At 74.9% G+C, this 25421-nt stretch carries 24 protein-coding genes and 1 tRNA gene; 21 read left to right on the top strand and 4 right to left on the bottom strand.

The features are described 5' to 3' along the window. The 3 genes from ACYVI6_RS05735 to ACYVI6_RS05725 form a co-directional block, all read right to left on the bottom strand. Positions 1-314 (bottom strand): 2-oxoglutarate dehydrogenase E1 subunit family protein (locus ACYVI6_RS05735; protein WP_460445448.1); only part of this gene is annotated, 314 nt, incomplete at its 3' end. A gap of 89 nt (positions 315-403) precedes the next feature. Beyond that, the gene (locus tag ACYVI6_RS05730) at positions 404-1417 is read right to left on the bottom strand and encodes a HAMP domain-containing sensor histidine kinase (RefSeq protein WP_460445449.1); all 1014 of its coding nucleotides are present in this window, start codon (positions 1415-1417) and stop codon (positions 404-406) included. Between the two features lie 104 nt (positions 1418-1521). Next, complete coding sequence (locus tag ACYVI6_RS05725) at positions 1522-2283, bottom strand: response regulator transcription factor (protein ID WP_460445447.1); 762 nt, start codon at positions 2281-2283, stop codon at positions 1522-1524. A 70-nt stretch (positions 2284-2353) separates the two neighbouring features. Between ACYVI6_RS05725 and ACYVI6_RS05720 the strand changes: the two genes are divergently transcribed. From ACYVI6_RS05720 to prmC, 17 genes are all read left to right on the top strand, one after another. Continuing rightward, entirely contained in the window at positions 2354-3814 is a 1461-nt protein-coding gene (locus ACYVI6_RS05720; RefSeq protein WP_460445446.1) for a GuaB1 family IMP dehydrogenase-related protein, read from the top strand. 86 nt (positions 3815-3900) lie between these two features. Further along, positions 3901-5256, top strand: coding sequence for a hemolysin family protein (locus ACYVI6_RS05715; RefSeq protein ID WP_460445445.1), 1356 nt, complete (start codon positions 3901-3903; stop codon positions 5254-5256). After that, positions 5253-6347, top strand: a complete 1095-nt coding sequence (locus ACYVI6_RS05710; RefSeq protein WP_460445444.1) for a hemolysin family protein — start codon at positions 5253-5255, stop codon at positions 6345-6347. The genes ACYVI6_RS05715 and ACYVI6_RS05710 overlap by 4 nt, the downstream gene beginning before the upstream one ends. A gap of 246 nt (positions 6348-6593) precedes the next feature. Next, on the top strand, positions 6594-7478 hold the full coding sequence (locus ACYVI6_RS05705) for a M15 family metallopeptidase (protein ID WP_460445443.1): 885 nt from the start codon (positions 6594-6596) through the stop codon (positions 7476-7478). A gap of 28 nt (positions 7479-7506) precedes the next feature. Next, a tRNA-Arg gene (locus tag ACYVI6_RS05700) sits at positions 7507-7578 on the top strand. A 167-nt stretch (positions 7579-7745) separates the two neighbouring features. After that, a complete protein-coding gene (locus ACYVI6_RS05695; protein ID WP_460445442.1) occupies positions 7746-8117 on the top strand; it encodes a hypothetical protein in 372 nt (123 codons plus the stop codon). 23 nt (positions 8118-8140) lie between these two features. Next, on the top strand, positions 8141-8746 hold the full coding sequence (locus ACYVI6_RS05690) for a D-Ala-D-Ala carboxypeptidase family metallohydrolase (protein ID WP_284290221.1): 606 nt from the start codon (positions 8141-8143) through the stop codon (positions 8744-8746). 61 nt (positions 8747-8807) lie between these two features. Further along, positions 8808-9251: a response regulator gene (locus tag ACYVI6_RS05685; protein WP_460445441.1), complete on the top strand. Its 444-nt coding sequence runs from the start codon at positions 8808-8810 to the stop codon at positions 9249-9251. Between the two features lie 68 nt (positions 9252-9319). After that, complete coding sequence (gene argS / locus ACYVI6_RS05680) at positions 9320-10972, top strand: arginine--tRNA ligase (RefSeq protein ID WP_460445440.1); 1653 nt, start codon at positions 9320-9322, stop codon at positions 10970-10972. Continuing rightward, complete coding sequence (lysA, locus tag ACYVI6_RS05675) at positions 10969-12387, top strand: diaminopimelate decarboxylase (RefSeq protein ID WP_460445439.1); 1419 nt, start codon at positions 10969-10971, stop codon at positions 12385-12387. Before argS ends, lysA begins: the two co-directional genes overlap by 4 nt. Before the next feature lie 151 nt (positions 12388-12538). Then, positions 12539-13870, top strand: coding sequence for a homoserine dehydrogenase (locus tag ACYVI6_RS05670; protein WP_460445438.1), 1332 nt, complete (start codon positions 12539-12541; stop codon positions 13868-13870). A 2-nt stretch (positions 13871-13872) separates the two neighbouring features. After that, entirely contained in the window at positions 13873-14958 is a 1086-nt protein-coding gene (gene thrC, locus ACYVI6_RS05665; RefSeq protein ID WP_460445437.1) for a threonine synthase, read from the top strand. Next, complete coding sequence (thrB, locus tag ACYVI6_RS05660) at positions 14955-15911, top strand: homoserine kinase (protein WP_460445436.1); 957 nt, start codon at positions 14955-14957, stop codon at positions 15909-15911. Before thrC ends, thrB begins: the two co-directional genes overlap by 4 nt. 311 nt (positions 15912-16222) lie before the next feature. Next, positions 16223-18286 (top strand): transcription termination factor Rho, encoded by a 2064-nt coding sequence (gene rho, locus ACYVI6_RS05655; protein ID WP_460445435.1) that lies wholly within the window; start codon positions 16223-16225, stop codon positions 18284-18286. A gap of 170 nt (positions 18287-18456) precedes the next feature. Then, on the top strand, positions 18457-18687 hold the full coding sequence (rpmE, locus tag ACYVI6_RS05650; RefSeq protein ID WP_284290227.1) for a 50S ribosomal protein L31: 231 nt from the start codon (positions 18457-18459) through the stop codon (positions 18685-18687). Between the two features lie 84 nt (positions 18688-18771). Then, positions 18772-19854, top strand: coding sequence for a peptide chain release factor 1 (gene prfA, locus ACYVI6_RS05645; protein ID WP_460445434.1), 1083 nt, complete (start codon positions 18772-18774; stop codon positions 19852-19854). Beyond that, positions 19851-20696 (top strand): peptide chain release factor N(5)-glutamine methyltransferase, encoded by an 846-nt coding sequence (gene prmC / locus ACYVI6_RS05640; protein ID WP_460445433.1) that lies wholly within the window; start codon positions 19851-19853, stop codon positions 20694-20696. Before prfA ends, prmC begins: the two co-directional genes overlap by 4 nt. Before the next feature lie 3 nt (positions 20697-20699). On the opposite strand, the gene ACYVI6_RS05635 is transcribed toward prmC, so the two are convergent. Next, positions 20700-21569, bottom strand: coding sequence for an alpha/beta fold hydrolase (locus ACYVI6_RS05635; protein ID WP_460445432.1), 870 nt, complete (start codon positions 21567-21569; stop codon positions 20700-20702). A gap of 77 nt (positions 21570-21646) precedes the next feature. Between ACYVI6_RS05635 and ACYVI6_RS05630 the strand changes: the two genes are divergently transcribed. The 4 genes from ACYVI6_RS05630 to ACYVI6_RS05615 all read left to right on the top strand — a co-directional run bounded on the left by ACYVI6_RS05630 (position 21647) and on the right by ACYVI6_RS05615 (position 25415). Beyond that, positions 21647-22291: an L-threonylcarbamoyladenylate synthase gene (locus ACYVI6_RS05630; RefSeq protein WP_460445431.1), complete on the top strand. Its 645-nt coding sequence runs from the start codon at positions 21647-21649 to the stop codon at positions 22289-22291. A 99-nt stretch (positions 22292-22390) separates the two neighbouring features. Further along, positions 22391-23668, top strand: a complete 1278-nt coding sequence (locus tag ACYVI6_RS05625; protein WP_460445430.1) for a serine hydroxymethyltransferase — start codon at positions 22391-22393, stop codon at positions 23666-23668. Between the two features lie 24 nt (positions 23669-23692). Continuing rightward, complete coding sequence (locus tag ACYVI6_RS05620; protein ID WP_460445429.1) at positions 23693-24820, top strand: glycosyltransferase family 4 protein; 1128 nt, start codon at positions 23693-23695, stop codon at positions 24818-24820. Between the two features lie 109 nt (positions 24821-24929). Next, positions 24930-25415: a hypothetical protein gene (locus tag ACYVI6_RS05615; RefSeq protein ID WP_460445428.1), complete on the top strand. Its 486-nt coding sequence runs from the start codon at positions 24930-24932 to the stop codon at positions 25413-25415. Positions 25416-25421: the final 6 nt, after the last annotated feature.

Genomic DNA, 25421 nt, shown 5'->3' with positions numbered 1-25421 from the left:
GCGGGTGCCGGCGGCGCCGGCGGCGTGGGCGGCGCGGGGGGCGCCGCTGGTGCTGGCGAGGCTGCTGCCGCCGGAGGTGCCTCGGTCAACGGAGGCGCGGGCGGCGTGGCCGCGGCCTGCGCGCCGTTCGCGCGCTTCGCGCCGGAGGGCGCGGCCTCAACGGCGTCGCCGGGGGAGTAGTCGGCGAAGAAACCCCACCAGGCCCGGTCGACCTTGGTCTTGTCCTCGCGGTACTGCTGGTAGAGCTCGTCGACCAGCCACTCGTTCGGGCCGAAGGCCGCCATCGGGTCGCTGTTCGTGGACTCCTGCGCCACGGCGTGGATCGCCTCTTCCGCTCTCGACCTGCAGGCGGCGGCACGCCGGCAGCGCCGCGCTGATCGCCCGCCGCCAGCCTAGCCCTCGCCTAGCGGGGCAGCGCGACCCGGATGTCGCAGCCCGTCCGTGTCTCGAGCACCCGGATGGTGCCGCCGTGCAGGTCGACCACCCAGCGGGCGATCGCCAGCCCCAGCCCGGTGCCGCCGTCCTGGGCCGTCCCGCCGCGGTGGAAGCGGTCGAAGACGCGCTCGCGGTCGCGCGGGTCGATGCCCGGGCCCTCGTCGACGACGTCGAGGTGCACCTCGCCGGCCGCCTGCCGCGCGGACGCCGTGACGGTGCCGCCGGCGGGGGAGTGCCGGGTGGCGTTGTCGAGCAGGTTGGCGACCACCTGGTGCAGCCGGTCGCGGTCGGCCATCACCTGCAGCCCGGCGGGTCGCACGTCGACCTCGTAGCGGACGTCGGCGCCGGCCAGCCCAGCCTCGTCGACGCAGGTGTTCAGGAACTCGTCGAGCCCCACCGGCGCGAGGTGCAGCGGCACCGCGCCGGCCTCGACGCGCGACAGGTCGAGCAGCTGGGTCACCAGGTCGCCGAGCCGCTCGGTCTGCGCCAGGGCCGCCCGCAGCGTCGCGTCGTCCGGCGCGGTGACGCCGTCGACGAGGTTCTCGAGCACCGCGCGCAGGGCCGACACGGGCGTGCGCAGCTCGTGGCTGACGTTTGCGACGAGCTCGCGGCGCTGCCGGTCGACGCCGCCGAGGTCCTCGGCCATCACGTTGAAGGCGCTCGCGAGCTGCCCCACCTCGTCGCGGCTGCTCGCGCGCACCCGGCGGCTGTAGTCGCCGCGGGCCATCGCCTGCGCGGCGGCGGTCATCTCGCGCAGCGGCGAGGTCATGCCGCGCGCCAGGATCTGCGTGAACAGCAGCGACAGGGCGACCGCGAGCGGCAGCGTGTAGCGGGTGGCGAGGTCGTTGTTCAGCCCGAGCCAGACGAAGATCGCCGACATCGCGCTGGTGACGCCCACGAGCACGCCGAGCTTGGTCTTGATCGACTGCAGCGGGTCGAGCGGGCGCAGGTCCATCGGGCGCAGCTCGCGCACCCGCGGCATCGGCCCGGCGATCCGCTCGATCTTGCCGGTGACCGGTTCGAGCGGCACGCGCCCGCCGGGCTCGTCGGCGCGGCCGGCCGGGCCGTCCGAGGTGCTGGTCACGGTCACGACCTGGCGTCGGCGTCGTCGTCGGGCTCGTCGTGCACGCCGGACGGCTCGGCCGAGTAGCCGACGCCGTGCACGGTGCGGATGAGGCCCGGGCCGAGCTTGCGCCGCAGCGCCTTCACGTGGCTGTCGACGGTGCGGGTGCCGCTGGCGTCCACCCAGTCCCAGACGTCGGCGAGCAGCGTCTCGCGGGTCAGCACGGTGCGCGGGCTGGAGGCCAGCCGCACCAGCAGGTCGAACTCGGTCGGCGTCAGGTGCACCTCCTCGCCGTCGCGGCGCACCCGCCGCTCGGCGCGGTCGACCTCGACGGGGCCGAGGGTGAGCGCCGCCGGACCCTGCGCCGACTCGGCCAGCTGCCGGGCCCGTGCGACGCGACGCAGCAGCGCGTTCACCCTGGCCGCCAGCTCGCGCATGGAGAACGGCTTCGTCATGTAGTCGTCGGCGCCCACGCCGAGGCCGACGAGCGTGTCGGTCTCGTCGTCGCGCGCGGTCAGCATGAGCACCGGCACCGGGCGCTGCGCCTGCACGCGGCGGCACACCTCGAGCCCGTCGAAGCCGGGCAGCATGACGTCGAGCACCATCGCGTCGGGCGGGTCCTGCAGCGCGTGCTCGACGGCGCTGGGGCCGTCGCCGGCGACGTCGACGTGGTACCCCTCGGCGCGCAGCCGGGTGGCGACGGCGTGGGCGATGGTGGGCTCGTCCTCGACGACGAGCACGCGCCGCTGCCCGGGCTCGGGTGCGGTGCCTGGGGTGCTGGTCATGCCGACGACCGTACCCGCCGCCCCCGACGGTCCACGGCCCTTCACAGGCCGCGCCCCGTATCGTCACCGGGTGCGCTTCCTCGACGGGCAGACCCCGGCAGCCGACCTGACGTACAGCGACGTCTTCCTCGTGCCGAACCGGTCGGACGTCGCCTCCCGCCTCGACGTCGACCTGTCGAGCAGCGACGGCACCGGCACCACCGTGCCGCTCGTCGTCGCGAACATGACGGCGGTCAGCGGGCGCCGGATGGCCGAGACCGTGGCCCGCCGCGGCGGGCTGGCCGTGATCCCGCAGGACATCCCGATCGACGTCGTGGCCGAGGTCGTCGACTGGGTCAAGCAGCGGCACACGGTGCTCGAGACGGCCCTCACCCTGCAGCCCCACGACACCGTGCTCGACGCGCTGCACCTGATCCCGAAGCGGGCGTACGGCGCCGTCGTCGTGGTCGACGCCGACGAGCGGCCGGTGGGCGTCGTGACGCCGGCCGACTGCGCGGGCGTCGACCGCTACACGCAGCTCGCCGACGTCATGAGCCGCGACCTGCTGGTGCTCGACGCCGACGAGCTCGAGAGCCCCGAGGGGCTGCGTGCCGGGTTCGACCGGCTGCACGCCGCGCGCCGTCGCGTCGCGCCCGTCGTCCGGACGGCGCAGGGCGGCCGGCTGGCCGGCGTCCTGACCCGGCGCGGCGCGCTGCGCTCGACGATCTACGTCCCTGCGGTCGACGGCGACGGCCGGCTGCGGGTGGCGGCGGCCGTGGGCATCAACGGCGACGTCGCGGGCAAGGCCGCCGGGCTGCTCGAGGCCGGCGTCGACTGCCTCGTCGTCGACACCGCCCACGGCCACCAGGAGCGCATGCTCGATGCGCTGCGCACCGTGCGGGCGCTCGCCCCGCACGTGCCCGTGGCGGCCGGCAACGTCGTGAGCGCCCAGGGCGTGCGCGACCTCGTCGACGCCGGCGCCGACGTCGTGAAGGTGGGCGTCGGGCCGGGCGCCATGTGCACCACCCGCATGATGACCGCCGTGGGCCGCCCGCAGTTCTCGGCGGTGCTGGAGTGCGCGGCGGCCGCCCGGTCGCTGGGCCGGCACGCGTGGGCCGACGGCGGCGTGCGGCACCCGCGCGACGTCGCCCTCGCGCTGGCCGCCGGTGCCAGCCAGGTGATGGTCGGGTCGTGGTTCGCCGGCACCCACGAGAGCCCCGGCGACCTGATGACCGACGCCGCCGGGCGCGACTACAAGGAGAGCTTCGGCATGGCGTCGGCGCGCGCCGTCGCGGCCCGCACCCGCGAGGAGTCCGCGTTCGACCGGGCCCGCAAGGGCCTGTTCGAGGAGGGCATCTCGAACTCGCGCATCCACCTCGACCCCGAGCGCCCGGGCGTCGAGGACCTGCTCGACCACATCACGTCCGGCGTCCGCAGCGCCTGCACGTACGTCGGCGCCCGCACGCTCGACGAGCTGCACGAGCGGGCCGTCGTCGGGCTGCAGTCGGGCGCGGGCTACGAGGAGGGTCGGCCGCTGCCCGGCGGCTGGTGAGGCCGTAGACTCCGTGCGATGACGCCCGCCGCAGCGGACCCCCCGCAACCCGACGAGCCCGAGCACAGACGCTGGAGCAGCCGCCCGTGACCGAGTGGCTGCTCGTGCTCGTCTCCGTCGTGCTCACCGCCGGCACGGCGCTCTTCGTCGCCGCGGAGTTCGCCTTCGTGGCCCTCGACCGCAGCTCGGTCGAGCGCTCCGTCGCCGCCGGCGACCAGCGCTCCCAGGGCGTGCTCACCGCGCTGCGCCGGCTGTCGACCATGCTGTCGGCCAGCCAGGTCGGCATCACCCTCACCACGCTGCTCGTCGGCTTCCTCGCCGAGCCGAGCGTCGCGTCGCTGCTCGAGGGGCCGCTGCACGCCGCCGGGCTGCCGGACGGCGCGGTCGACGCGGTGTCGGTCGCCCTCGCCCTGGTGCTGGCGACCGCCTTCTCCATGGTGCTCGGCGAGCTGGTGCCGAAGAACGCCGCCGTCGCCGACCCGCTGCGCACCGGCCAGCTCGTCGCCCGGCCCATGCGGGTGTTCACGATCGTGGCGCGCCCGCTCATCGCCGTCCTGAACGGCAGCGCGAACGCCTTCCTGCGCCGGGTGGGCGTCGAGCCGCGCGAGGAGCTGTCGAGCGCCCGCACCCCGCAGGAGCTCGCCTCGCTGGTGCGGCACTCGGCCCAGGCCGGCACGCTCGACGCCGGCACCGCCGAGCTGGTCACCCGCTCGCTCGGCTTCGGCGAGCGCACCGCCGCCGACGTCATGACGCCGCGGGTGCGCTGCACCACCGTGCACCGCGACGAGACCGCCGCCGAGGTGGTGCGGCTGGCCCGCGCCGGCGGTCACTCCCGCTTCCCGGTCGTCGACGACGGCCTCGACGACGTCGTGGGCGTCGTGCACGTCAAGCGCGCGGTGTCGGTGCCGCCCGAGCGCCGCGCCGAGGTGCCCGCCGCGGCGCTCATGTCGCCGGTGCTGCTCGTGCCCGAGACCGTGCGGCTCGACCCGCTGCTGGTGCAGCTGCGCGACGAGGGGCTGCAGCTCGCCGTCGTCGTCGACGAGTACGGCGGCACCTCGGGCGTGGTGACGCTCGAGGACGTCGTCGAGGAGCTGGTCGGCGAGGTGGCCGACGAGCACGACCGCGGCCGCAGCGCCGGACGCCGGCTGCGCGACGGCTCGTGGACGCTGCCCGGCCTGTGGCGGCCCGACGAGGCCCGCGAACGCGCCGGTGCCGACGTCCCGGACGACGGTGCGTACGAGACCGTCGGCGGGTTCGTCATGGCCCGGCTCGGCCGGGTGCCGGTGCCGGGCGACCGCATCGAGGTGGGCGGCGGCACGCTCGAGGTGACCCGCATGGAGGGCCGCCGCGTCGACCGCCTGCGCTGGGTGCCGGGCGAGACGCCCGCCGGCGCGCTCGGCGCGCCCGACCCGACCCCGCCGGCGCCGGAGGTGCGGTCGTGAGCACCGGAGCCGCCCTGGCCCTCACCGTCGTGCTGCTGCTGCTGAACGCCTTCTTCGTGGGCGCCGAGTTCGCGGTGATGGCGGCCCGGCGCAGCCAGATCGAGCCGGCCGCGGCGGCCGGCAGCAAGCGGGCCCGGAGCACGCTCTACGCGATGGAGCACGTCTCGACGATGCTCGCCTGCGCCCAGCTCGGGGTGACCATCTGCTCCGTCGGCCTCGGTGCGGTCGCCGAGCCGGCGCTGGCGCACCTGCTGGAGCGCCCGTTCGCCGCCGTCGGCGTGCCGGAGGGGTTCGTGCACCCGGTGGCGTTCGCGCTGGCGCTGGCGATCGTGGTCTACCTGCACGTCGTGCTCGGCGAGATGGTGCCGAAGAACCTGGCGATCGCCGGGCCCGACCGCGCCGCCCTGCTGCTCGCGCCGCCGCTGGTGTGGCTGTCGCGGGTGCTGAAGCCGATCATCGCGGTGCTGAACGGCGCGGCCAACGGCATCCTGCGGCTGCTCGGCGTGCAGACCCGCGACGAGGTCGCCTCGACGTTCACCGCCGAGGAGGTGCAGTCGATCGTCGCCGAGTCGCGGCGCGAGGGGCTGCTCGGCGACGAGCACGACCTCGTGGCGGGTGCACTGGAGTTCAGCGACCGCACCGCGGCCGACGTCGCGGTGGCGGTGGGCGAGCTGGTGACGATCGCCGAGGGTGCCACCCCGGCCGACGTCGAGCGGCTGGTGGCCCGCACCGGGTTCTCCCGGTTCCCCGTGGTCGACCCCGCGGGCGACCTGACGGGGTACCTGCATCTGAAGGACGTGCTCTACGCCGACGACGAGCGCTACGAGCAGCCGGTGCCCGAGAAGCGGGTGCGGTCGCTGGTGACGGTCGCCGCGGGCGACGAGGTCGAGGACGTGCTGGCCGCCATGCAGCGGTCCGGCGCCCACCTCGCGCGGGTCGTCGACGGCGGCGAGGTGACCGGCGTCGTCTTCCTCGAGGACGTGCTGGAGGAGCTGGTCGGCGAGGTGCGCGACGAGACGCGGCGGCACGGCGGTGGCCGCGGGGGTGGGTACGCAGAGCGCCACCCGCTCGGCTCGACCCGCGCGGTGTGACGTGAGCCACACGTGCAGCGCGCGCCGGTGACGGCTCCGCACGGCAGCGCCTAGGGTCGAGGCACCGCCCGAACGACCCGCCGCCGACCCGACGGAGCCCTCAGCGTGCCCTACCTGCCCGACCCGGCGTCCGAGCCTCGCGGCTCCGCCGACGGCCGGGACGGCGCGCCGCGCGAGTACGTCGGACGTCGGCGCGGCCCGGCAGCGCCCGTCGCGTCTCCGGTCCAGGACGCGGTCCAGGCACCCGTGCCCGTCGAGTCGGCGCAGCCGGCCGACGTCCCCGCGGTCGCCCTCCCCGGGCAGCCGGTGCCACCGGCGGCCGGGCAGCCCGCGACCCGCATGGAGCGCCGGCGCCTCGAGCAGGAGCAGGCGAGGGCCGCCCGGCAGCGCCCGACGCGCACCGTCGCGCCGTCGTCCGCCATCACGCCCCGCCGCGGGCTCGTCGGTGCCGTCGGTGCGGTCACCGCGGTCGGCCTGGCCGCGGGTGCCGTCGCGCTGAGCCAGCTGCTGCCGCAGTCCGCACAGGGCAGCCCGCGGTCGACCGCACCCGCGGCCGCGTCACCGGGGACGAGCGCGGTGGCCGACCGCGCTCCGGTCGACACCACCGTGCTGGCCGCAGCACGCGTGCCCCGGGTCAGCCGCGGCGCCGAGCTGCGCATGACCGCCGTCGAGCGCTCCGAGCAGGACGTGCAGGCCAGTGGCTGCGACGGCACGGCGCCCGCCCGGCACTTCGCGAACGGGCAGATCCCGCTGTCGGCCCTGTGCGTGCTGACGTTCGACCGGCGCCACCGGCTGCGCAGCGACGCCGCCGTCGCGCTCATCCGGCTCGACGGCGACTACAAGGCGGAGTTCGGCACGCACCTGTGCCTCACCGACTCCTACCGCTCGCTGGCATCGCAGGTGAGCCTCGCCGGCCGCAAGCCCGGCCTGGCCGCCCGGCCTGGCACGAGCAACCACGGGTGGGGCCTGGCCGTCGACGTCTGCAAGGGCCCCGACGACCCGTCGTCCGCCCGCTACCGCTGGATGCGTGCGCACGCGCCCGCGTTCGGCTGGGACAACCCGGCCTGGGCCCGGCCCGGCGGATCGTCCCGCACCGAGCCCTGGCACTGGGAGTACGTCAAGGGCGAGTGACCGGGCCTGGTAACCTTCTCAGGCCCGAGCCCCCGTAGCTCAGGGGATAGAGCGTCGCCCTCCGGAGGCGAAAGCGCAGGTTCGAATCCTGCCGGGGGCGCAGTGCACGACCGGTCGGCTGTCTGCCGCCACCGGCTCCTCCTGCGCCACGGCGCAGTCGCCCGCGGGCACCCCGAGGCGAGTCCGCCCAGGATCCTTGAGCGCGCCGAGGCGGCGGGAGTACGTTCCGCTCCGGGACGAGGCGCGGCGCCTCGCGAGGAGCTGGTCATGAAGGACAACGAGCCGTTCTCCGCCGGCGACGGACCCGACACGGACCTCGTCGGTCCTCCCGATCCCGTCACCGACTCCCGGCAGCTGCCCGCCTGCACGGCGGACGACGAGGCGCGCGTCGTGCAGGGGGCCAGCACGCCCGACCACCCGGACAACGGGCCGGGCGACGAGCCCGACGAGGTGGCCCCGCCGCCGGACGCCGACGCCGACGCCGAGCTGCCCGGTGCGGACGAGCTCGCCGTGCTCGTGCAGGACGTCGACGGCGACGCCGTCGACGACGTGGGGTTCGACGACACGGACACCGCGGCCGAGACGGACGGGTCCGGCTCGGTGATCCGCCCCGACCCGTCCACCACACCCGGCGCGTAGCGCGCCCGCGACGAGGAGCAGCGATGGCGAGCATCTTGACGGCGCCGCAGGCGAAGGCGGCGCTGACGGCGATCGGCTTCGACAACGCGGGTCGCAGTCTGGCGGTCGCGGTGGAGGGGTTCCAGCGCGGCTGGAACCTCGGGTCCGCGCTGAAGGTGGACGGTGTGGTCGGCGAGCACACCTCCGACGCGCTGCGGCTGTCGCTGAAGCGGCACACCGTCGGCCGGTCGACGATGAGCGCCCACTTCTCGTTCGTCGAGTTCCGGTGCAAGGACGGCGGCGCCTTCCCCGAGTGCCGCCGCATCTGGATGCTGCGCGCGCACGTGCGCCGGCTGGAGGCGTATCGAGCGTCGGTGGGCGTCCCGGTGCGCATCGTCTCCGGCTGCCGCTGCAAGCGCTACAACGCGAAGGTCGGGGGCGCGACGCACAGCCAGCACCAGTTCGGCTGCGCCAGCGACGTGCAGCCGCTGCGCACCGTGCAGCAGCGGCGTCAGGCGAAGCTGTTCGCCGGGCTGGGGTTCAAGCAGTCCAACCAGAAGGTCGTCCACGTCGACTCGCGCGATCTCGGCGGCCACGACCTCACCGGTGGCACCCCGAGCGCCCCGACGACGTGGGTCTACGCGACCTGACGCGCGGTCGCGGCGTCGCGGCCCTGCGCACCTCCTCGGGACCGCGTCGTATCGTGGCGTGGTGAGCGTCCCGGTCCCAGGTGGTCAGCGCAGGCGGCGAGCCGTCAGCGCGCTGGACTCGCCGCGCGTGCTGGTGTGCGACGACACCGACTCGGTGCGCACGCTCATCGCGATGAACCTCGAGCTCGAGGGCTACGACGTGGTCCAGGCCCACGACGGCCAGGAGGCGCTCGACATCCTGAGCGACCCCAACGCCCCGCTGCCCGACGTGGTGACGGTCGACGCGCTGATGCCGCGCCGCGACGGGTGGTGGACGGTCGCGATGATCCGCACCGACCCGCGGCTCGAGCACCTGCCGGTGGTGATGGTCACCGCGTCCGTGCAGCGGCACCACCGCGCGCAGGCCGAGCAGGCGAACGTCGACGCCTTCATCGCCAAGCCGTTCGACCCGGACGAGCTGGTGGCGATCGTCGGTGTGCTGGCCTCGGGCGGCCGCGTCCACTGAGCCGGCCCGCTCGGCCGGCCTGTGGATACCCGGTCGGTCCGGTCCGCTCCGCTCGGTAACCTGTGCGGGTGACCCCAGAGGAGCTTGCCGAGGCCGTCCGTGCCTGTCTCGCCGACGCCGTGGCGGCGGGTGAGACCACCGCCGCCGTGCCGGAGACGGTGCGCGTCGAGCGACCGCGCAACCGCGAGCACGGCGACTGGGCGACCAACGTGGCGATGCAGCTGGCCAAGGCGGCCGGGGTGCCGCCGCGCGACCTGGCGACGGTGCTCGCCCGTCGGCTGGGCGAGGTGCCCGGCGTCAAGAGCGTCGAGGTCGCCGGCCCGGGCTTCCTGAACATCGTGCTCGACGCGGCGTCCGCCGGTGAGCTGGCCCGCACGATCGTCGAGCTCGGCCCGGCCTACGGCGACGGCGTGCTGGCCGCGGGCGAGCGGGTGGACCTCGAGTTCGTCTCGGCCAACCCGACCGGCCCGGTGCACATCGGCGGCGTCCGGTGGGCGGCCGTGGGCGACTCGCTGGCCCGCATCCTGCAGGCGCAGGGGGCGGAGGTCACCCGCGAGTACTACTTCAACGACCACGGGGCGCAGATCGACCGCTTCGCGCGCTCGCTGCTGGCCCGCGCCCGCGGCGAGGAGGCGCCCGAGGACGGCTACGGCGGCGCGTACATCACCGAGATCGCCGCGCAGGTGACCGCGCGGGTGCCCGACGTGCTGCAGCAGGCGGACCCGCAGGAGGTCTTCCGCCGCGAGGGCGTCGACCTGATGTTCGGCGAGATCAAGCAGAGCCTGCACGACTTCGGCGTCGACTTCGACGTCTACTTCCACGAGAACTCGCTGCACGAGTCGGGGGCGGTCGAGCGGGCGATCACCCGGCTGCGCGACCTCGGCAAGCTCTACGAGTCGGACGGCGCGCTCTGGCTGCGCACCACCGACTACGGCGACGACAAGGACCGCGTCGTCATCAAGAGCGACGGCGAGCCCGCGTACATCTCCGGCGATCTCGCCTACTACCTCGACAAGCGCGAGCGCGGCTTCGACCGGGCGATCATCATGCTCGGCGCCGACCACCACGGGTACGTGAACCGGCTGATGGCCATGTGCGCCTGCTTCGGCGACGTGCCCGGCCGCAACCTCGAGATCCTCATCGGGCAGATGGTGAACCTGCTCAAGGACGGCCAGCCGCTGCGCATGAGCAAGCGGGCCGGCACCGTCGTGACGCTCGAGGACCTCGTCGACGCCGTGGGCGTCGACGCCGGCCGCTACGCGCTGGCCCGCTCGTCGGCCGACTCGCAGATCGACATCGACCTCGACCTGCTCGTGCGGCGCACCAACGACAACCCGGTGTTCTACGTGCAGTACGCCCACGCCCGCACCTGCGGCGTCAGCCGGCTCGCCGGCGAGGACGGCATCCGCACGGCCGACGGCTTCGACCCCGCGGTGCTCACCCACGAGACCGAGTCCGCGCTGCTGGCCACGCTCGGGCAGTTCCCCTCCGTGGTCGCCACCGCGGCCGAGCTGCGCGAGCCGCACCGGGTCGCCCGGTACCTCGAGACGCTGGCCGGTACCTACCACCGCTGGTACGACGCCTGCCGGGTGCGCCCGCAGTCCGCCGACGAGGCGATCACCGACCTGCACCGCACCCGGCTCTGGCTCAACGAGGCGACCCGCACGGTGCTCGCCCGCGGGCTCGACCTGCTGGGCGTCAGCGCGCCGGAGCGCATGTGAGGGCCCACGAGGCGGGGGCCCTGCACGCCGACGGCTACCTCGGGCCGTCCTGGCTGCGCGCCCCGGCCGACGTCAACGCCCTGCTGCCGCAGCTGTGGTCCGAGGGCGTCCGTCGCGAGGCCGGCGGCGAGCTGTCGGTGGCCGGTCTCGACGTCGCGTCGCTGGCGGCCGAGCACGGCACGCCCGCCTACGTCGTCGACGAGGCGGACTTCCGGGCGCGGGCCCGGGCGTTCCGCACCGCGTTCGACGACGCCTTCCGCCCGCTGTGCGGCGGCGCCGACGTCTACTACGCCGGCAAGGCGTTCCTCTGCACCGAGGTCGCCCGCTGGATCGCCGACGAGGGGCTGAGCCTCGACACCTGCAGCGGCGGCGAGCTCGCCGTCGCCCTGCGCGCCGGCGTGCCCCGTGAGCGCATCGGCCTGCACGGCAACAACAAGAGCGACGCCGAGCTGGCCCGTGCGCTCGAGGCCGGCATCGGCCGGATCGTCGTCGACTCGCTCGGCGAGATCGACCGGCTCGCCGACGCCGCCGCGGCGCGCGGCCTCCGGGCGCCGGTGCTGCTGCGGGTGACCGTCGGCGTCGAGGCGCACACGCACTCCTACATCGCGACCGCCCACGAGGACCAGAAGTTCGGGCTGTCGCTGTCGGAGGGCGTGGCGGCCGAGGCCGTGCGGCGGGTGCTGGCGCGTCCCGAGCTCGAGCTGCGCGGCCTGCACTCGCACATCGGCTCGCAGATCTTCGACGTGCAGGGCTTCGAGGTCGCCGCCCGGCGGGTGCTGCGGCTGCACGCCGCGGTGGCCCGCGACCACGGCGTCGTGCTGCCCGAGCTCGACGTCGGCGGCGGCTTCGGCATCGCCTACACGACCCAGCACGACCCGCTGCCCCCGGCCGAGCTGGCCGCCGGCATGGCCGAGATCATCGGCACCGAGTGCGCCGAGCTTGGCGTCGACGTGCCGCGCATCTCGGCCGAGCCGGGGCGGGCCATCGCCGGGCCGAGCACCTTCACGCTGTACCGCGTCGGCACCACGAAGGACGTCGCGCTCGACGGCGGCGGCACCCGGCGCTACGTGGCGGTCGACGGCGGCATGAGCGACAACATCCGCACCGCCCTGTACGACGCGGACTACTCGGCGACGCTCGCCGGCCGCGCCTCGGCCGCCGCGCCGGTGCTGTCGCGCGTGGTCGGCAAGCACTGCGAGAGCGGCGACGTCGTGGTCAAGGACGAGTTCCTGCCGGGCGACACCGGGCCCGGCGACCTGCTGGCGGTGCCCGGTACGGGCGCCTACTGCCGCAGCATGGCCAGCCAGTACAACCACGTGCCGCGCCCGCCGGTGCTGGCGGTCCGCGACGGCGAGGCGCGCGTGCTGCTGCGCCGCGAGACCGAGGACGACCTGCTCGCCCTCGACGTCGGGTAGCCGGCCGGCCGCCCGCGCCGGGGGCACCCGTCCGGATCATGGAAGGCTGACCCGCGAGGCGCCCGCCCACCGGGATGATGTCCGGCGGCCGGCACGCCCGACCGCACGACCCGCACGACCCGCACGACCCGCGACCCGACCAGGAGGACCCGTGCAGCCCACCGACCCGACCGGGCCGCCGCTGCGCGTCGCGCTGCTCGGCTGCGGCACGGTGGGCACCCAGGTCGCCCGGCTGCTCGTCGAAGAGGCCGACGAGCTCACCGCCCGCGTCGGCCGCCGGCTCGAGGTCGTGGGCGTCGCGGTGCGCCGGCTCGGACGCGACCGCTCGGCCACCCGGCTGCCGGACGAGCTGTTCACCACCGACGCCGACGAGCTGGTCACCCGCGCCGACGTCGTCGTCGAGCTCATCGGCGGCATCGAGCCGGCGCGCTCGCTGCTGCTGCGCGCGGTCGAGCACGGCGCGTCGGTGGTCACCGGCAACAAGGCGCTGCTCGCCGACGACGGCCCGACCCTGTTCGAGGCGGCCGAGGCGCACGGCGTCGACCTCTACTTCGAGGCGGCGGTCGCGGCGGCCATCCCGCTGGTGCGGCCGCTGCGCGAGTCGCTCGCCGGCGACCGCGTGCACCGCGTGCTCGGCATCGTGAACGGCACCACCAACTACGTGCTCGACCAGATGGACGTCACCGGGGCCGGCTTCGCCGAGGCGGTCGAGCAGGCGCAGGAGCTCGGGTACGCCGAGGCCGACCCCACCGCCGACGTCGACGGCTTCGACGCGGCGGCCAAGGCCGCGATCCTCGCCTCGCTCGCCTTCCACACCCGGGTGCCGGCGTCCGCGGTCTACCGCGAGGGCATCTCCGAGGTCACGGCGGCCGACATCGCCGCCGCCCGCGAGATGGACGCCGTCGTGAAGCTGCTGGCGATCTGCGAGCGGGTCGTCGACGACGACGGCACCGAGGGCGTCTCGGTGCGGGTGCACCCGGCGATGATCCCGCGGCGGCACCCGCTGGGCGGCGTCCGCGAGGCCTTCAACGCCGTGTTCGTCGAGGCGCAGTCCGCCGGCGGGCTGATGTTCTACGGCCGTGGCGCCGGCGGCGAGCCGACCGCGAGCGCGGTGCTCGGCGACGTCGTCGCGGTGGCCAGGCACCGGGTGCTCGGCGGTCGCGGACCGGGGGAGTCCGCCTACGCCGACCTGCCGGTGCTGCCGATGGGCCGCACCCGCACCAGGTACCACGTCAGCCTCGACGTGGCCGACCGGCCGGGCGTGCTCGCGGCGGTCGCGCAGGTGTTCGCACGGCACGAGGTGTCGATCGAGACGGTCCGGCAGCAGCTCGTGCCCGGCCCGGACGGCGAGCGGTCGCGCGCGGCCCTCGTCGTGGTGACGCACCAGGCCAGCGACGCGGCGCTCTCGGCGACCGTCGAGGCGCTCGCGGACCTCGACGTCGTCGAGGCCGTGGCATCCGTCATGCGGGTCGAGGGGGAGTAGCGGTGGCGCACCAGTGGCGAGGCGTGATCGAGGAGTACCGCGACCGCCTGCCGGTCGACGACCGCACGCCGGTCGTGACGCTCGGCGAGGGCGGCACCCCGCTGGTGCGCGCCCGGCACCTGTCGTCGCTGACCGGCTGCGAGGTGTGGCTGAAGGTCGAGGGCATGAACCCGACCGGGTCGTTCAAGGACCGCGGCATGACCATGGCCATCTCGGCCGCCGCGCAGCGCGGCGCGAAGGCGGTCATCTGCGCCAGCACGGGCAACACCTCGGCGTCGGCCGCGGCCTACGCGGTGGCGGCGGGCATGACCTGCGGCGTGCTGGTGCCGGACGGCAAGATCGCCCTCGGCAAGCTGAGCCAGGCCATCGCGCACGGTGCGACGCTGCTGCAGGTCGACGGCAACTTCGACGACTGCCTGACGGTCGCCCGCAAGCTCGCCGAGGCCTACCCCGTCGAGCTCGTGAACTCGGTCAACCCCGCTCGCATCGAGGGGCAGAAGACGGCGGCGTTCGAGGTCGTCGACGCCCTCGGCGACGCCCCGGACGTGCACTGCCTGCCGGTGGGCAACGCGGGCAACGTCACGGCGTACTGGAAGGGTTACCGCGAGTACGCGGTCGATGCCGCGCGACCGGGCCCGGCCACGCGGACCCCGCGCATGTGGGGCTTCCAGGCGGCCGGCGCCGCGCCGCTCGTGCTGGGCCACCCCGTCGACGAGCCGGAGACCGTGGCGACGGCCATCCGCATCGGCAACCCCGCGTCGTGGAAGCAGGCCGAGGCCGCCCGCGACGACAGCGGCGGCCGCATCGAGGCGGTCGACGACGGCCAGATCCTCGCGGCGCACCGCTTCCTGTCGAGCAAGGAGGGCGTCTTCGTCGAGCCCGCGTCCGCGGCGGGCGTCGCGGGCCTGCTGCAGGTGCACCGGGCCGGCGGCGTCGAGCCGGGCCAGCGCATCGTGGTCACGGTGACCGGGCACGGCCTGAAGGACCCCCAGTGGGCGCTGCGCACCGTCGACGGTGCCGACATCGAGCCGGTGCGGGTGCCGGCAGACGCCGTGACCGTGGCGCGCGCACTCGGTCTCGAGGGGTGAGCGGGCAGCCGGTGGTCCGCGTCGGCGGCAGCGCCCGCGTGCTGGTGCCCGCCACCAGCGCGAACCTCGGCCCCGGCTTCGACAGCCTGGGGCTGGCGCTCGACCTGCACGACGACGTCCGCGCCACCGTGGTCGACGGCCCGACCCGGGTCGTCGCCGAGGGCGAGGGCGGCGACGAGGTACCGGACGGCGACGAGCACCTGGTGGTGCGCGCGCTGCGCCGAGCCCTCGACGCGGTCGGCGCCGAGCAGCCGGTGGGGCTGCACCTGGTGTGCCGCAACGCGATCCCGCACGGGCGTGGCCTCGGCTCCTCGGCCGCGGCGGTCGTCGCGGGCGTCGAGCTGGCCCGCGGCCTGCTGCCGGGTGCGTCGGCGGCCGAGCTCGACGACGACCTGGCCCTGCGCGTGGCGACCTCGCTCGAGGGGCACCCCGACAACGCCGCGGACGCGCTGCTCGGCGGGGGCACCGTGGCCTGGACCGACGAGCACGGGCCGCACGCGGTGCGCGTCGAGCCGCACCCCGAGCTGACGGCCCTCGCCGCCGTGCCGACGTCGCGGCTGGCCACCCACCACGCCCGCTCGGTGCTGCCGGCCAGCGTCAGCCACGAGGACGCGGCCGCGAACGTCGCCCGCACCGCGGTGCTGGTCGAGGCGCTGCGCGCCCGGCCGGACCTGCTGCTCGCAGGCACCGACGACCGGCTGCACCAGCGCCAGCGCGCCGCCGCGATGCCGGCGACGCTCGGTCTGGTGCACGCCCTTCGTGCGCAGGGTGCCGCGGCCGTGGTGTCGGGCGCCGGCCCGACCGTGCTCGTGCTCACGACGACCGACCGGCTCGACGCCGACCGCGCCGTCGCCCAGCGTGCCGTCGCCGGCGCCGAGGGTGACTGGCGCCTCCTGCACCTCGCCGTGCACCGCCAGGGTGTCGTGCGGGTGGCCGACCCGCCGACGCGCTGACCCGGACGGCGGAACACGCCGGGCGCCCGTCGGTGTTATGGTGATCGAGCGCAGCAGGTCTCGATCCGTGCAGGTGGGTCGAGCGCCGCGCAGTCACTCCCTCCCCTCGTAGGGGCGAGCTCGGCTCGCCCGGTCCGGTGGGACGCGGTACCGACGACTCCGTCCATCTCCGGCGCGGTCCGTCGAACCCGCAGGGTGACAACCCGTTCCCAGGCACCCCGCCGGGAGCGGATGGACGCCGCGGGGCACCAGGCCCGGCGCGGCGACGAGGGGAAGAGGAACACTTGACCGAGACCACTGAGCGTCCTGTCGTGCCGGCTTCCGGCGACGAGGGCGCGACCCGCGGTGGTGGGCTGGCGAGCAAGAAGCTCGCCGAGCTGCAGGCGATCGCCTCCGGGCTCGGCATCCGCGGCACCGGCCGCATGCGCAAGAGCGACCTGATCGCCGCCATCGGCTCGAACGGCTCGAACGGCTCGAACGGCTCGAACGGCTCGAACGGCTCGGCCCGCACGTCGGGCGGCACCGGTGGCGACACCGCCGCCACCAGCACCTCCGGCTCCGCCAGCACCTCCGGCACCGAGCGCGAGGCCGCCCGGGACGCCGTCCGCGAGGCCGTCCGCGAGGCGCTGCCCGTGCAGCAGCCGACCGCCGACCGCCAGGCGGCGCAGCAGGAGCAGCTGCCGCAGGGCGAGCCCGCGCAGGAGCGCCCGGCGCAGCGCGACGACCGCTCCGATCGGCCCGACCGCACCAGCCGTCAGGACCGTCAGCGCGGCGAGCGTCAGGACCGCCAGCAGGGCGAGCGCCAGCAGGGCGAGCGCCAGGACGGCGACCGCCAGGACCGTCAGCAGGGTGACCGCCAGCAGGGTGACCGTCAGCAGGGTGGCGAGCGCCAGGACCGCCAGCGCCCGGACCGCCAGCGTGGCGACCGGAACGACCGGGGCGAGCGCACCGACCGCACCGACCGGGCCGAGCGCACCGACCGGAACGACCGCACCGACCGCACCGACCGCACCGACCGCACCGACCGCACCGACCGGAACGACCGGAACGACCGGAACAACGGCGCGTACGACGACGACGAGGAGGGCGGCGGCCGGCGCCGTCGCTCGCGCTACCGCGACCGCAAGCGCCGCGGTGGTCGCGACGAGCAGGGTGCGCCGATCAGCGAGCGCGAGCCGGAGGTCGGCGACGACGACGTGCTGCTGCCCGTCGCCGGCATCGTCGACGTGCTCGACAGCTACGCGTTCGTGCGCACGTCCGGCTACCTGCCGGGCCCGAACGACGTCTACGTCTCGCTGCAGCAGGTGCGCCGCTACGGCCTGCGCAAGGGCGACGCGGTCACCGGCGCGGTGAAGCAGCCGCGCGACGGCGAGCCGCAGGGCAACCCGGCCAGCAACAAGGCGCGCGACAAGTTCAACGCCCTGGTGCGGCTCGACACGGTGAACGGCCAGACGCCCGACGAGGCGAAGCAGCGGGTCGAGTTCGGCAAGCTCACGCCGCTCTACCCGCAGGAGCGGCTGCGGCTCGAGACCGAGCCGGGCATCGCGACGACGCGGATCATCGACCTGGTCGCCCCGATCGGCAAGGGCCAGCGCGGCCTCATCGTCAGCCCGGCCAAGGCCGGCAAGACGCTGATCCTGCAGGCCATCGCCAACGCGATCAGCGTGAACAACCCCGAGGTCCACCTCATGGTCGTGCTCGTCGACGAGCGCCCCGAGGAGGTCACCGACATGCAGCGGGCGGTGAAGGGCGAGGTCATCGCCTCGACGTTCGACCGTCCCGCCAGCGACCACACCACCGTCGCCGAGCTGGCGATCGAGCGGGCCAAGCGCCTGGTCGAGATGGGTCACGACGTCGTCGTCCTGCTCGACTCGATCACCCGCCTCGGCCGCGCCTACAACCTGGCGGCCCCAGCCAGCGGCCGGATCATGTCCGGCGGTGTCGACTCGAGCGCGCTGTACCCGCCGAAGCGGTTCTTCGGCGCGGCGCGCAACATCGAGCACGGCGGCTCGCTGACGATCCTCGCCACGGCGCTGGTCGACACCGGCTCCAAGATGGACGAGGTCATCTTCGAGGAGTTCAAGGGCACCGGGAACATGGAGCTGCGGCTCGACCGGCGCCTGGCGGAGAAGCGCATCTTCCCGGCCGTCGACGTGAACCCCTCGGGCACGCGTCGCGAGGAGATCCTGCTCGGCCGCGAGGAGCTGGCGGTGAACTGGAAGCTGCGGCGGGTGCTCACGGCGCTCGACTCGCAGCAGGCCGTCGAGCTGCTGCTGTCGAAGCTGCGCGAGACGAAGTCGAACACCGAGTTCCTCATGCAGGTGCAGAAGACGACGCCGCTCACCGGCGGTCGCAGCGGCTCCGACGAGGACTGACCCACCGGCGGTGCGGGGCGCGGAATGCGCGCCCCGCACCCGCCGTTGAGAGCACTGGACACCGGGCCCGGCAGGGTCTGGCAGAATGGTCCGCTGGTTCCGGTTCACGTCCGAGGCAGCCGCCACGAGGCGACCCGGGGCCGATCACACGCTGAGGAGCGACCCAACCCATGCGCAAGGACATCCACCCCCAGTACGTCGAGACGCTGGTCACCTGCACCTGCGGCGCCCAGTTCACGACGCACAGCACCGCGACGTCCGGCAAGATCAACGCCGACGTCTGCAGCCAGTGCCACCCGTTCTACACGGGCAAGCAGAAGCTCATGGACACCGGCGGCCGCGTGGCCCGGTTCCAGGCGCGCTACGGCAAGCAGGGCTCGAAGGCCACGCCCAGCAACTAGCGCACCCGACTGCCGGCGTCCCCGATCGTGGGGACGCCGGCATCGTCGTCTCCGCAGGTCGAACGGACGAACGGGAGGTCGCACGTGCTGGACGCCGCGCAGGTGCTGGTCGAGGAGCACCACGAGCTGGAGGGGCGCCTCGCCGACCCCGCCGTGCACGCCGACCAGTCGCTGGCCCGCCGGCTCGGCCGCCGCTACGCCGAGCTGACGCCGGTGGTGCAGGCCGCGCAGGCGCTGCGGGCCGCCCGCGACGACCTCGAGACCGCGACCGAGCTCGCGCGCGACGACGCGTCGTTCCGCGAGGAGCTGCCGGCGCTGCGCGAGACCGCCGACGCCGCGGCCGAGAAGCTGCGCCGGCTGCTGGTGCCCCGCGACCCGGACGACGACCGCGACGTCATCCTCGAGGTCAAGGCCGGCGAGGGCGGCGAGGAGTCGGCGCTGTTCGCCGGCGACCTGCTGCGCATGTACCTGCGGTTCGCCGAGCAGCAGGGCTGGGCCACCGAGGTGCTCGACGCCACCGAGTCCGACCTCGGCGGGTACAAGGACGTGTCGGTGTCGGTGCGCGCGCGCGGCACGCCGGCCCCGGGCGAGGGCGTCTGGTCGCGGCTGAAGTTCGAGGGCGGCGTGCACCGCGTGCAGCGGGTGCCGGTGACCGAGTCGCAGGGCCGCATCCACACCTCCGCCGCCGGTGTGCTCGTGATGCCCGAGCCCGACGAGGAGGTCGAGCTGGTCATCGACCCCAACGACCTGCGCATCGACGTCTACCGCTCGTCGGGGCCCGGCGGGCAGAGCGTGAACACGACCGACTCCGCGGTGCGCATCACGCACCTGCCGACCGGCGTGGTCGCCTCGTGCCAGAACGAGAAGAGCCAGCTGCAGAACCGGGAGCAGGCGCTGCGCATCCTGCGGGCGCGGCTGCACGCGCTCGCGCAGGAGCAGGCGGCCGCCGAGGCGAGCGCCGCACGGCGCAGCCAGGTGCGCACCGTCGACCGCTCCGAGCGGATCCGCACGTACAACTACCCGGAGAACCGCATCTCCGACCACCGCACCGGCTACAAGTCGTACAACCTCGACGCCGTGCTCGACGGCGACCTCGGACCGGTCGTGCAGTCGGCGGTCGAGGCCGACGAGGCGGCGCGGATGGCCGACGTCGGCCAGGGCGCGTGAGCCTGCCCGCCACGCTGCGGGCCGCCGCGTCGCGCCTCGCGGACGCCGGGGTGCCGAGCCCGCGCCACGACGCCGAGGTGCTTGCGGCGTTCGTGCTCGGGGTGCCCCGCCCGCAGGTCGCCCTGGCAGCGGCCCGCGGCGACGTGCTCGAGCTGGGTGAGCGCTTCGAGGCGCTGGTCGACGAGCGCGCCCGGCGCGTGCCGCTGCAGCACCTGACCGGCACGGCCCCCTTCCGCGACCTCGTGCTGGCCGTCGGACCCGGCGTCTTCGTGCCCCGCCCCGAGACGGAGGTCGTCGCGCAGGCGGCCCTGGACGCGACGTCCGGCCTCGCGGAGCCGGTGGTGGTCGACCTCTGCACGGGCTCGGGTGCGATCGCCGCCGCGGTCGCCGTCGAGCGCCCGGGTGCCCGCGTGCACGCCGTCGAGCTGTCGCCCGAGGCGCACGCCTGGGCCGCCCAGAACCTCGCGGCGCTCGCACCCTCGGTCGAGCTGCGCCTCGGCGACGCGTCGTCCGCCTTCGCCGACCTCGACGGCACGGTCGACGTGGTGGTCAGCAACCCGCCGTACGTGCCGCCGGGCGCGGTGCCGCACGACCCCGAGGTGCGCGACCACGACCCCGAGGTGGCGCTGTACGGCGGGGGAGCGGACGGCCTCGCCGTGCCCCGGCTGGTGGTCGCCGCCGCGGCGCGCCTGCTGCGGCCCGGCGGAGCGGTCGTCGTCGAGCACGCCGACGTCCAGCAGGCGGCGCTGCTCGCCGTGCTGCAGGCCGGCCCGTGGCGCGACGCCGCCGGGCACGCCGACCTGACCGGCCGACCGCGCTACGTCACCGCCGTCCGCGCCTGACGGCTACGCCGCGGCGTCGAGCACCTCGCGCAGCCGCGCGGCGAACGCGTCGGGGTCGCCGCCGTAGCCGGTCGCCGGGTCGAGGAACCCGCCGTGGTGGCTGGGGAAGACCGTCGCCCGCCGGCCGAGCAGCTCGGCGGTCGCCTCGCTGGTGCGCCCGGTGAAGGTGCCGGCCGACTCGGCGCCGACCGCCACCACGACACGCGTCGCCGCGGCCTGCAGCGCCGGCGCGTCCGGCAGGTACGTCGTCACCGCCGCGCCGCGGTCCGACAGCAGCTCGTCGTCGCGCGCGCCGTCGTCGTCGCCCGGCATGCCGAACGCGCTCGGGTCGGGCACCGGCTGCCCGGCGAAGCGCTCGTCGAACGGGCCCTGCCACGCCGTCATCGCCAGGAAGGCGGCCATGCCGTGCCACCGCCCGCGCGCCAGGTAGGCCTCGCGAACCCGGAGCAGCGCGCGCTCCGCCTGCTCGGCGTCCGGCAGCACCCGCACCAGGGGCGGCTCGTGCGCGACCAGCGTCGACACCGCGTCGGGGTGCCGCTCCACGAGCGCCAGCGCCGTCACCGCCCCGCCACTGCTCGCGAACACCTCCACCGGGCCGTCGGCCACCGCACCGATCACGGCCAGCACGTCGCCCGCCTGCACCACCGGGTCCTGGGTCATCCGTCCGTCGTGCCGCCGGCTGCGTCCCAGACCTCGCGGGTCGTACGTCACCACGGTGCGCTCGCCGAACCGCGCGGCCAGCGCCCCGAAGCCCTCCGCCGTCATCGGCTGCCCGACCATCACCAGCGGCGGACGCCGGATGCTGCCGTCGCGAGCCGGGTGCACGTCGTAGGTGATCGTCGCGCCGTCGGTCTCGATGCTGTGCTCGCTCATGCCCGTTCGACCGGCCGCTCTCGGCGGACTCATCGGTGGTCTGTTTGGATGTCGCCCGTGACGCAGGGACGCAGACGATGAGGCGCTTCGACTGCCGCACCGACACCGGCCGCGACACCGGCACCCGGCAGGCGGCGGAGGCGGTGCAGCGCGGCGAGGTCGTCGTGCTGCCCACCGACACGGTGTACGGCGTGGGTGCCGACGCGTTCTCGCCGCAGGCGGTGCAGGCGGTGCTCGACGCCAAGGGCCGCGGGCGCGACATGCCGCCGCCGGTGCTGGTGCCGAACGCCCGCACCCTCGACGGGCTGGCGGTCGACCTGAGCGACGCCGCGCGCGAGCTGGTGTCGGCGTGCTGGCCGGGACCGCTGACGATCGTCTGCCGCGCGCAGCCGTCGCTGCACTGGGACCTCGGCGACACCGACGGCACGGTCGCGGTGCGGATGCCGCTGCACCGGGTGGCGCTGGCGCTGCTCGACCGCACGGGTCCGATGGCGGTGACCAGCGCCAACCGCACCGGGCAGCCGCCGGCGACGACGGTCGACGAGGCCGTCGAGCAGCTGGGGGAGGCCGTCGGGGTGTACCTCGACGGCGGCCCGAGCACGTCGTCCGTGGCCTCCACGATCGTCGACGTGACCGGGGCGGTGCCGCGGGTGCTGCGTGCCGGCCCGATCGGGCTCGACCGGCTGCGCGCCCTGGTGGGCGACGTCGAGGGCCCGGCCTGAACGGTCGGCACGACGCAGTAGCGTGTGCGCTGCGCTCGACCGACCTGGATCGGACCCGGCGCAGACCGCCCGACCCGATGACGACGCTGGAGCCGCGGCATGACCGACACCTTCTGGGGCCCTGACTTCGACGAGCTGGAGGCCGCCGACCCCGAGATCGCGGGCGTGCTGGTCTCCGAGCTCGACCGCCTGCGCAGCGGGCTGCAGCTCATCGCGAGCGAGAACCTCACGTCCCCGGCGGTGCTGGCCGCGCTCGGCTCGACGCTGAGCAACAAGTACGCCGAGGGCTACCCCGGACGCCGCTACTACGGCGGGTGCAGCGAGGTCGACAAGGCCGAGCAGATCGGCATCGAGCGGGCGAAGGAGCTCTTCGGCGCCGACCACGCGAACCTGCAGCCGCACAGCGGCGCCAGCGCGAACATCGCCGTCTACGGGGCGTTCCTGCAGCCCGGCGACACGGTGCTGGCGATGAGCCTGCCGCACGGCGGGCACCTGACCCACGGCACGAAGGTCTCGTTCAGCGGCAAGTGGTTCAACGCGGTCAGCTACGGCGTCGACCCGACGACGGAGGACATCGACTACGACCAGGTGCGCGAGCTGGCCCGCGAGCACCGGCCGAAGATGATCATCTGCGGCGGCTCGGCGATCCCGCGGCTCATCGACTTCGCCGCCTTCCGGCAGATCGCCGACGAGGTGGGCGCCGTCCTCATGGTCGACGCCGCGCACTTCATCGGCCTCGTCGCCGGCAAGGCGATCCCCAGCCCGGTGCCGTACGCCGACGTCGTCACCTTCACCACGCACAAGGTGCTGCGCGGCCCGCGCGGCGGCGCGCTGGTGTGCAGGGCCGAGCACGCGGCCAAGCTCGACAAGGCCGTCTTCCCGATGATGCAGGGCGGCCCGCTCATGCACTCCGTCGCCGCGAAGGCGGTCAACTTCAAGGAGTGCCTGCAGCCGGAGTACCAGGCCTACGCGCGCCAGGTCATCGAGAACAGCCAGGCCCTCGCGGCCGGGCTGGCCGAGCAGGGGATGCGCCCGGTCACCGGCGGCACCGACACCCACCTGTCGCTGCTCGACCTCACCGGCACCGGCGTCAGCGGCAAGGACGCCGAGGCCCGCTGCGACGCCGCCGGCATCGTGCTGAACAAGAACGCGATCCCGTTCGACCCGCAGCCGCCGAGCGTCGCGTCCGGCGTCCGGGTGGGCACGCCGTCGGTCACCACGCAGGGCATGGGCACCGAGCAGATGGCCACGATCGCCGAGCTCATCGGCCGGGCCGTGACCAAGGGCGACGCCGACCCCGAGGGGGCCGTCAGCCGCGACGTCCGGGCAGGCGTCGACGAGCTGGTCGGGGCCTTCCCGGCGTACCCGCGGGGCTGACCGGCCGCCGGCCGGGGTCGCCGCGTGCGCGAGTACCTCTTCGTCCTGCTCGTCGCCGCGGTGGTGACGTACACGCTGACGCCGCTGGTGCGCACGCTCGCCGTCCGCTTCGGCGCGCTGACCGCCGTGCGCGAGCGCGACGTGCACGCCGTGCCGACCCCGCGGCTGGGCGGCACGGCGATGTTCGTCGGGTTCGCCGCGGCGATCGCGGTCGCCTCGCAGCTGAAGTACCTCTCGCAGGTGGGTTCGAACCACGACCTGGTGGCGGTGCTGGTCGGCGGGGGACTGGTGTGCCTGCTCGGCGTGGTCGACGACGTCTGGGGGCTCGACCCGTTCACCAAGCTGGGCGGGCAGGTGCTGGCCGCCGGCATCATGGCCGCGCAGGGCGTGCAGCTGCTGTCGATCCCGCTGCCGGGCGCCGTGACGTACCTGCCGACGCCGGTGCTCGTCGTGCTGACCGTGGTGGTGGTCGTGACCACGATGAACGCGGTGAACTTCGTCGACGGCCTCGACGGGCTGGCCGCCGGCATCGTGGGCATCGCGGCGATCGCGTTCTTCGGGTACTCGTACTCGATCTCGAAGGACTTCGCGCCCAACGTGTTCTCCGTCGGGTCGCTGGTGGCCGCCGCGCTGGTCGGCTGCTGCCTGGGGTTCCTGCCGCACAACTTCAACCCGGCCAAGATCTTCATGGGCGACAGCGGGGCGATGCTGCTCGGCCTGCTGCTCTCGGCGTCCACGATCTCGCTCATCGGCAGCCTCGACCCGCAGTCGGTCGGCGACGAGCGGCAGCAGAACCTGCTCTACCTGTTCCCGCTGCTCATGCCGCTCGCCGTGCTGGTGGTGCCGCTGCTCGACCTCGTGCTGGCCGTCGTCCGCCGCACCCGGGCCGGCAAGAGCCCGTTCCACCCCGACGCCAAGCACCTGCACCACCAGCTGCTCGCGCTGGGCCACAGCCACGCCGGTGCTGTCGTCGTGCTCTACCTCTGGACGGCGGTGGTCGCGCTGGGCGCCGCCTCGTTCGCGCTGGTGCCGGCCCGCTACGCCGTGCTGGTCGTCGTCGGGCTGGGCCTGCTCGCGCTGACGACCACGCTCGCCGGGCCGCTCGCGCGGCGCGCGGGTCGACGCACGGCCACCCCGCGCATAGGGTCCTGACGCACGCAGTTGTGGCGATTCGGTGATGAGCGACGCTTGTGATAGCGTTCACAAGCGTTGGAGCACCGCCGTTGACCACCCCCGAGCCGCCGGAAGGCAGGCCCACGAGATGGCCGAGGACGACCGTCCCGCACCGCCGCCGAGCGGCGTCGCCGTGGCGCGCGAGGACGACACCGCGGCCCAGTTCGACCGCATGCTGCGCGGTTCGGCGCTGCCGACCCTCGCCGTCGGGGTGGCCGCCGTCGTCGTCTCGGCGTTCTGGGGTGCGAAGCCGGCCTGGTCGGCTGCGATCGGCGCCGCGCTGGTGCTCGTCTTCTTCTCACTCAGCCTGCTGGTGATGCGGGCGACCGCGCACCTCGAGCCGACCGTCGTGATGGCGGTGGTCCTCGGCGTCTACACCGCCAAGCTCGTCGTGCTGGGCGTCGCCCTGGTGCTGCTGTCCGGGGCGGACTGGCTCTCGGGTCAGGCGCTGGGCGTCACGATCGTGGTCTGCACGCTGGTCTGGCTCGCCTTCGAGATGCGGGCCTTCACCCGCATGCGGGTGCTCGTGCCGGGTGCTGCCGGGCCGGGTCAGGGGGCCGACGGTGGGCGTTGATAGCCT

The organism is Angustibacter aerolatus (genome assembly GCF_054776675.1).
Note: the sequence above shows the minus strand (reverse complement) of the source record. Positions and strands in the feature narration are given on the sequence as shown.

Coding starts and splice junctions, on each gene's coding strand:
- ACYVI6_RS05725 (WP_460445447.1), bottom strand. CDS start 2,283: ATGACCAGCACCCCAGGCACCGCACCCGAGCCCGGGCAGCGGCGCGTG.
- ACYVI6_RS05690 (WP_284290221.1), top strand. CDS start 8,141: ATGGCGAGCATCTTGACGGCGCCGCAGGCGAAGGCGGCGCTGACGGCG.
- ACYVI6_RS05625 (WP_460445430.1), top strand. CDS start 22,391: ATGACCGACACCTTCTGGGGCCCTGACTTCGACGAGCTGGAGGCCGCC.
- ACYVI6_RS05630 (WP_460445431.1), top strand. CDS start 21,647: ATGAGGCGCTTCGACTGCCGCACCGACACCGGCCGCGACACCGGCACC.
- ACYVI6_RS05635 (WP_460445432.1), bottom strand. CDS start 21,569: ATGAGCGAGCACAGCATCGAGACCGACGGCGCGACGATCACCTACGAC.
- ACYVI6_RS05695 (WP_460445442.1), top strand. CDS start 7,746: ATGAAGGACAACGAGCCGTTCTCCGCCGGCGACGGACCCGACACGGAC.
- ACYVI6_RS05730 (WP_460445449.1), bottom strand. CDS start 1,417: ATGCCGCGGGTGCGCGAGCTGCGCCCGATGGACCTGCGCCCGCTCGAC.
- rpmE (WP_284290227.1), top strand. CDS start 18,457: ATGCGCAAGGACATCCACCCCCAGTACGTCGAGACGCTGGTCACCTGC.
- ACYVI6_RS05615 (WP_460445428.1), top strand. CDS start 24,930: ATGGCCGAGGACGACCGTCCCGCACCGCCGCCGAGCGGCGTCGCCGTG.